Here is a 6,544-nt window from a genome sequence, read left to right on the forward strand (position 1 = left end):
ACATGAAAAAATTATCAAGTGCTGAATTTCGGCAAATGTTTCTCGACTTTTTTAAATCAAAGGGCCACGATGTCGAGCCGAGTGCGTCATTAATTCCCAAGGATGACCCAACGCTGCTTTGGATTAATTCTGGCGTTGCCACGTTGAAGAAGTATTTCGATGGCACGGTTGTTCCTAAGAATCCGCGGATTACGAATGCCCAAAAGAGTATCCGCACCAACGATATTGAGAACGTCGGCAAAACTGCCCGCCATCATACTTTCTTTGAAATGTTGGGCAACTTTTCTGTCGGGGATTATTTCAAGGAGGATGCAATTCCTTGGGCGTGGGAATTATTAACGTCACCTGAATGGTTGGAGATGGCTCCAGAACGATTATTTGTGACAGTTTATCCTAAAGATACTGAAGCTTATCGGATTTGGCATGAAGTGGTTGGCTTGCCAGAGGATCATATTATTAAAGTTGAAGATAACTTCTGGGACATTGGCGAGGGTCCTAGTGGTCCAGATTCAGAAATTTTCTATGACCGTGGGCAAGAGTTTAACAGCGTTGCTGACGATGATCCGGAGAATTATCCCGGTGGTGAGAATGAACGCTATCTAGAAATCTGGAATATTGTCTTCTCTGAATTTAATCATTTACCAGATGGACGTTACGTTGAACAACCTCATAAAAACATTGATACGGGTATGGGTTTGGAACGAGTGGTTTCAATCATTCAAAATGCACCAACTAACTTTGAGACTGATTTGTTTTTACCGTTAATTCATCAAACGGAAGCAATTAGTGGTCAATTCAAATACGGTCAAGATAAGAAAATCGATGTCGCCTTTAAGATCATTGCCGATCACGCACGAGCGGTTAGTTTTGCAATTGGTGATGGTGCCTTGCCTTCAAATGAAGGCCGTGGTTATGTATTGCGGCGGTTAATTCGGCGGGCTGTTTTGAACGGCCGTCGGTTGGGCATCAATCAATCATTCTTGTATCAACTAGTTCCAGTTGTTGGTGAAATTATGGATAGCTATTATCCAGAAGTAACCGCTCAAAAGACGTTCATTGCTAAAATTATTAAGTCTGAAGAAGAACGTTTTAGTGAAACATTAACTGATGGATTAGCCTTATTAAATGATTTGATTGCGAAGCAAAAAGCTGCCGGTGCAACCGTCATTGGTGGCCGTGACGCCTTCAAGCTGTTTGATACTTACGGATTCCCAATCGAGTTAACAGTTGAATACGCTGCTGACGAAGGGTTGACGGTTAACCAAGCAGAATTTGATGAAGCGATGAAAGAACAAAAAGATCGCGCGCGGGCTGCTCGTGGTAATCGTCAATCAATGGGCTCACAAGATGAAACTTTGATGGATATCAAAGTTGAAAGTCAGTTTGATGGTTACGATCATCTAATGATAGATGACGCCAAATTAGTTGTGGCGATTGCTGCTGATCAAGAAGTTCAAACTGTTGCTAAGGGGACTGCTGGGTTGATTTTTGACCGGACACCATTTTATGCAGAAATGGGCGGCCAAGTTGCTGATCAAGGTGTGATTTTGAACCAGGCCGGCGAACAGGTAGCGGTTGTTAAAGATGTCCAACATGCACCTAATGGGCAAAATATTCATACCGTTGAAGTTAGTCAAACATTAACGGTTGGTGCAACTTATCAACTTCAAGTTAATGAAACCTTCCGCAAAAAAGTCCGTCGTAATCACACGGCAACACATTTGTTGGATCAAGCCTTACGCGATGTTTTAGGCGAACATACTCACCAAGCCGGCTCACTAGTCGAACCAACTTATTTACGCTTTGATTTCAACAATGTTGGTCAAGTAACGCGCGAACAATTAGATCAAGTTGAAAAGATTGTCAACGAGAAGATCTGGGCAGAAATTCCGGTTATAACCACAGAAATGCCCCTTGAAGAGGCCAAGAAGCTAGGTGCTATTGCCTTATTTAGCGAAAAATATGGTGATCGCGTTCGTGTTGTTCAAGCCGGTGATTATTCAATGGAACTTTGCGGTGGGACGCATGTTAAGAACACGGCAGAAATCGGGTTGTTTAAAATTACGTCAGAATCAGGCACTGCTGCCGGAATTCGCCGGATTGAAGCAGTGACCGCTCAAGAAGCCTTTGAATATTTGAACAACGAAGATAAGATGCTACATGATTTAGCAGCTGAGTTGAAAGTGACCCAGTTAAAAGAATTACCTAATAAGGCTGAGCACTTACAACAAGAATTGAAAGATACGCAACGCGACTTACAGAATCTTAAAGCAAAGGCGGCCCAAGCTCAGGCTAATGATGCATTGCAAACGGAAACAGTTGACGCTTGGCAATTAACGAGTGCTATTGTGCCGAATGTATCCATGAACGAATTGCGACAATTAGCTGATCATTGGCGCGATAAACCAGCTGGCGATATCTTGATTTTAGGAACCGCACAAAATGGCAAAGCTAATTTATTAGTAGCAACCACACCAGATGCTGTTAAACGCGGTGCTAAGGCCGGAGACCTCATCAAAAACATCGCCCCAGTAATTGGCGGCGGTGGCGGCGGCCGCCCCGATATGGCCCAAGCAGGCGGTAAATTAGCAGATAAATTACCAGCCGCCTTAGCACAAGCCAAGAAATATTTAACAGAATAGAGTGCGGAGAAGCAATGGGTTGCTGGTATTAATTTAAGTGGAAAGATTGATGCGTGTTAACGCAGCAAGATTTTCACTTAAATTACTTACCAGCAGTTGCTTCGTAGCACGTTTCAATAAAATAGAAGCACCTTAGAAATAAAAACAGAAAATCCCCGTCAAGATTTGTAAATTACCACAAATTCTGACGGGGATTTTTTTGGACTACTGTTCTTAATAATGTTTAGCCAATTAAAGTTATATTGGCAACCCGTTGTTCTCCATACACTATTCTTGATCAAGCGAGATAATCTCATCATACTTTGCTTTCATTTCGTTGCTTAAATGGTGACTCACTTCTAAAAGTGTCAAATCTTTGTCTGCGAGTAATGCATCATCTATTTCGATTGCAGTTGCGGCGTCAAGAGCCGATAGTCCTTCGTCAATTAAGGCAATCGGTTTTGGCCGGTAGAAGAATCTTGCCAATGCTAGGCGTTGCTTTTGACCGCCGGAAAGGTTTTGACCATTTTCGGCAATAACTTGGGTATTCGTCGTTGTGAAATCGATTTTTGCCTTGTCGAGCGAACTCTGAAGGTTTGTTGGTGACAGCTTCTGATCCCACAAAGAAATATTATTCGCAATTGTGTCGTTAAATAAATAAACATTTTGATCAACATATTACAGTAAGCTCACTAATTTATTTTGATTTAACTGTTTGAGTTCAATGTCGTCAATCAAGACTTGTCCGGTGTAGTCTGTAATCTGACCACTTAGAATTTTGAGTAAGGTACTCTTGCCCACACCGCTTTTGCCGACGAGCGCGTATTTACCGCCTTTGTTGAGTTTTAGGTTGAAATGATTGAAGATGTTATTCCCGTCAATTGTATAATTCAGATTCTTAATTGTAAGTGAATGATTAAAAGTTGCCTCAATATTGCCGTTAACCTGATCATCTGCTAAAACATCAGGCTGGATTTTTTCGAAAAGCGGCTTTGTTGCTTTTATTTGGACAAATTCATTACTAAAGCTTGAGAGTGAATTAAAAATAGTGGCGGCAATATTACCAGTTGAGCTAATTGCACCCAAGGGAATTCTAGCAGTAATGGCTAAAATACTGGTCACAATATCAACCATAACCTGACAGAAAATACTTAAACCACCGATGGTATTAGTTGTTCGGGCGTTGGTTTTGGTGTAATCAACTTTAATCCGAGCATAATTTTGTGCGGCCTGCGTAACTAATCTTCGGTAGATTGGTAATCGATTAAAATTAAAAAACACATCGAAACCGTTTAAATAATTTGTCAAATGGTTAGAGAGTTTAGCATTGCCGTCAGAAAGATCTTTGGTTGCTTGCGACATTGGGCGCGCCAGCCTATTTGGTAGCAGCATCATGAGGAGTGACAGGATAATAATAACCGGTAAGAAGAGCCAATGATAAATGGTTAAGGCAACTGTTGCGAAGATAATGAGCACACCATGTGAGATTAACGAAAATAATTTCCTAAGCGAATTTGCTTCGATGTTACCTGCATCATTGATGTATTCTGACAGGTATTCGCCAGTCGTTGTTTTGTGGAAATTTGAGTATGATTTTTGAGTAATCTGTGCAGAAATTGTCATGCGAATATCAACCATTATCTTTTGAATGAATTTTTCTAGAAAAACGGTTTGGAAATAATCACTGATTAATAAAATAGCCCAAATGCTTAAATTGATGACGATCCAAAAGAGCAATTGTCTCATGTTCTTTGAAAAAATTGCATTTGTTGAAAATGTTAATAGCACAGATGTGAGTGTTGATAGTGCCGCATTAATAATCAACCACGCGACATTAATGAGTAACAAATAGGGATGTTTTTTTAATAATTTTGACATGAGTTAACCTCTTTGTTTTTTAAGGAATTGAAATGATCTATGACCAATCTTATTTCTTCGCCTTGTTGTGTCTTGTTATCTAATAAGTTACTTGAATGTGAATTGATAAAGATTTTCAGAACTCGAAGTTTCTCTTCTAGTTCACAGATGGTTATTTTTGAAACATTATTTTCTTTGAAAATTATGAAAGAATCGATTAATCCAAGAAGACCGTTTTTGTAGAACCAATTCTTGGGAAAATTTTTATCTATGCTGTTAATCATTTTTTTGAATTGTGTTTTGCTGATAATTTGTATTCCAAAGTCGTTTAATATTAAAAGTATTCGTAACAATCCGGCTGTAAAGTCAACATATGGAGAGGCAGTTTTACCGTCAATTAAGACTAAGCATTCATTTAGTGACTCATAAAGGTTATCCTGGCATATGTTTTGTGCATAAATATTAGCGGCTTTTAAAAATCCGTTTATTCTCGTTATCTTGTAAAGATATAATGAAATGATTGAATATGAAATTTTAGTTTGAGACTGTGACTCTTGTTTACAAGTTTGTTCTATTTGAGTATTGAGATTTATGAAGTTTTTGTTTTTTGCTAGTCGAACAAATAAATCTAGTGAATGATTAATAATATTCTTTTTAGGATTTTCTAAGCGTAAAAGTGCTGCGGTGATTGGATCATCAATGTGGTAATTGAATTCATCTTCCGAACGTATAGGAAATGATAAGTTAATCTTGCTATGATTTTTCCAATTATATGAAGAGTATGTTTCAGGTATTCTGTTTGCCAGTAAATCTAGTGAAGACTCAGTACCATCAATCAGGCTGCTCACAACGAGAAAAAGGTCTTTTGGTAAATGATATTGTCTGCAAAATTCCTTGAATAGATTGATTGAAGTTTGTCCACTATCATCTTGAGTTAACATGTAGTTTGCACTTGAAATCATATCCATTATGATATAACCAAGTTTTTGACTTTCTTTACCAAGCTCACTCAGATAAATATAATTGGAATTGGTCGTTAATCCTGCTTTTGTTTCTGCTTGGCCTAGCCAATGTTCATTAAAATAGTTTGCATCTTCAAGATCAATACAAACAACCCTCGTGGGCGTTATGATGAAGTTAGACGTGTTTATATCATTTATTCTTATATTCTTGTCATGGATTTTTTGAACGCACTGCAATAATAATTTAATCTCTTTGACGATGATTTTATATTCGTGTGCAATGTTAGAGTTATTCTGTTTCTGAATGAACGCAATGTTATGAATACTGATGAACTTTTTTAATGTCATACCATCAATATAATCTTCGACTAGATAAAAGTTTTCCCAATCAACAAAAGAATCAATGAGTATAGGTACTACTTTTGTTTCATTTAGCACTTGTAAAAAGTTTGCCTCACGTTTTCTGCAGTTAATAGCTGTGTTTAGAGTATCAATACCAGTGAATGCCCTTGCTTCTTTAATGATCACTGGATAATTTAATTTGTTTATAGCCTTATAAGTCCCACCATAATTAGAAAAGCGTCGGGCAGAAACATTTAAGTAAGTTTCAAGCAGCTTTGATTTTACGTTAGTTGTTTTATTTTCTGGAAGAATATCATGTATAAAATTTGGTACCTGATAGAATGGGAGTCGATTATCGGCTAACACTTTTCCATTTGGACCAGATATCAATCCATCGGTACGCGTTATTGAACCATAACGATAGTACATCACTCTGCTGTCTAAATATCTGCAGTCTGACAGAATATATGGACCATTCTCATTCTTTAATTGTGTATATAATGATCTAATTGTTGCGATAAATTGATTCTCATCTTGTGGATAAATTGTGACAAATTTTCCGGAACTTGCACGATCAACTACTTTTGATAATAAAAATGTTAGATCATTTTCAGATTTAATAAATTCCCGGATTTACAATTCAAGTGCAACACCAAATAACTATACCAAAAGTATACAAATAGGTCATGGAGACCTACACTTAAAGTGACTAAACTCAAGAAAGGACAACTCCATGACCCAACATAAGAATACCACCATTAA

The 6,544-nt window shown here is 37.9% G+C and carries 2 protein-coding genes and 1 pseudogene; 1 reads left to right on the forward strand and 2 read right to left on the reverse strand.

From position 1 onward, the window contains the following. Positions 1-2 precede the first annotated feature (2 nt). Positions 3-2,642 carry an alanine--tRNA ligase gene (gene alaS / locus EKM65_RS08895; RefSeq protein ID WP_125607636.1) on the forward strand — a complete coding sequence of 880 codons (2,640 nt, stop codon included), beginning with the start codon at positions 3-5 and terminating at the stop codon, positions 2,640-2,642. Positions 2,643-2,909: 267 nt separating this feature from the next. Here the strand turns inward: alaS and EKM65_RS08900 are convergent. Both EKM65_RS08900 and EKM65_RS08905 read right to left on the reverse strand, forming a co-directional pair. Then, positions 2,910-4,499: pseudogene (locus EKM65_RS08900) on the reverse strand (ATP-binding cassette domain-containing protein). Then, on the reverse strand, positions 4,484-6,415 hold the full coding sequence (locus EKM65_RS08905) for a class III lanthionine synthetase LanKC N-terminal domain-containing protein (RefSeq protein WP_449823231.1): 1,932 nt from the start codon (positions 6,413-6,415) through the stop codon (positions 4,484-4,486). The pseudogene EKM65_RS08900 and the gene EKM65_RS08905 overlap by 16 nt, the downstream one beginning before the upstream one ends. Between the last annotated feature and the right edge of the window lie 129 nt (positions 6,416-6,544).

The organism is Lapidilactobacillus bayanensis, assembly GCF_003946695.1.
Lineage (GTDB): Bacteria > Bacillota > Bacilli > Lactobacillales > Lactobacillaceae > Lapidilactobacillus > Lapidilactobacillus bayanensis.

What these genes read in the sequence shown, in the direction of transcription:
- alaS (WP_125607636.1), top strand. Translation starts at nt 3, where the DNA reads ATGAAAAAATTATCAAGTGCTGAATTTCGGCAAATGTTTCTCGACTTT.